Source organism: Flavobacterium bomense (genome assembly GCF_003970355.1).
Genome location: NZ_RYDJ01000268.1, coordinates 1 through 1,058, shown reverse-complemented (window position 1 = coordinate 1,058; position 1,058 = coordinate 1). Strand labels below are relative to the sequence as shown.

1 protein-coding gene is annotated in these 1,058 nt (G+C 33.5%); it reads right to left on the bottom strand.

Going from position 1 to position 1,058, the window contains the following annotated elements; all coding sequences use genetic code 11:
* Positions 1 to 1,058 (bottom strand): T9SS type A sorting domain-containing protein (locus EKL98_RS17210; RefSeq protein ID WP_148104480.1); only part of this gene is annotated, 1,058 nt, incomplete at both ends.

Below are 1,058 nucleotides of genomic sequence, written 5' to 3'. Positions count from 1 at the left end.
AACTAATTGTCCAAGTGTGGTGTAAATAGTTATGGAACTAATTTCGGTTTTATATTCATCCACAATAGTCAAAATATTTCTTACTGGGTTAGGGTAAATGGTGAAAAAATTAGCCAAATCATGCTCTTGTATTTGCAAAGCCCGAACACTAGTTGCTGCTATATTTGTAGCAACGGGTTGATAATAATCGAAATAGATACTTGCTGAATTGGTTATTTCATCCCCGTTTACAAGAGCAGGTAAAGTTTTGATTTTGAATGCAACATAACCTGCATTGTTACCTGCATCAAAAGGTAAATTGATGTTTTGAAAAATAAATTCTACGGTAGTATTGTCTGAAATTTTTGTTGTAAATACGTGGCTTCCGTTTAAAGGTTCAAGTGTTGTAATGTCAAATTTCGTAGGGTCAATGAGATCTTTTAAAGCTATATTTTGAACATTGGTTGACCCAGAATTTTCAAATCGAATCATATAATGCAAATAATCACCCACTTTTGTAGGCGAAATGGTATTGCCATCTAAACAAATTTTGTCATTAGAATTTAAGGAATTTACCACAACTTGACTTAAATTGGCACTATTATCATTTGGCGTTTCATCGGTGGTGTACGTAATAGCTACATTAAAATTTAATAAATAGCCCTTATCAACAGAGGGTTTTACTTTGAAGGTTACAAGAATAGTTCTAGTTTCTTGTGGTAGTATATTGGTGAAATTCCAATTCAAATTGCTTGTGTTTTGTAAAGAAACACTAGGATTTGCAGTGACCAAATTAGAAGCATCTGCATCAAATGTTAGATTTACTACTCCAGATTGAGTTACGGTTCCTTTGTTCTTATAGACAATTTTATACGTGCTGTCAAAATTACTCCTTGCATTCTCTAAAGATAAAATAGTGATTTCTAAATCCGTATGGTTGCCATTTGGGGTGATACAAAAAGGGGCTTGAAAAGGGCTTGCTTCACTAGGAAAAGTTACTGAGGTACTGGCTGGTGAAATAGAATAATAACTTGGATTTTCAAGCACAGGCACTATTATATAAGAACCTTCTTTTACAC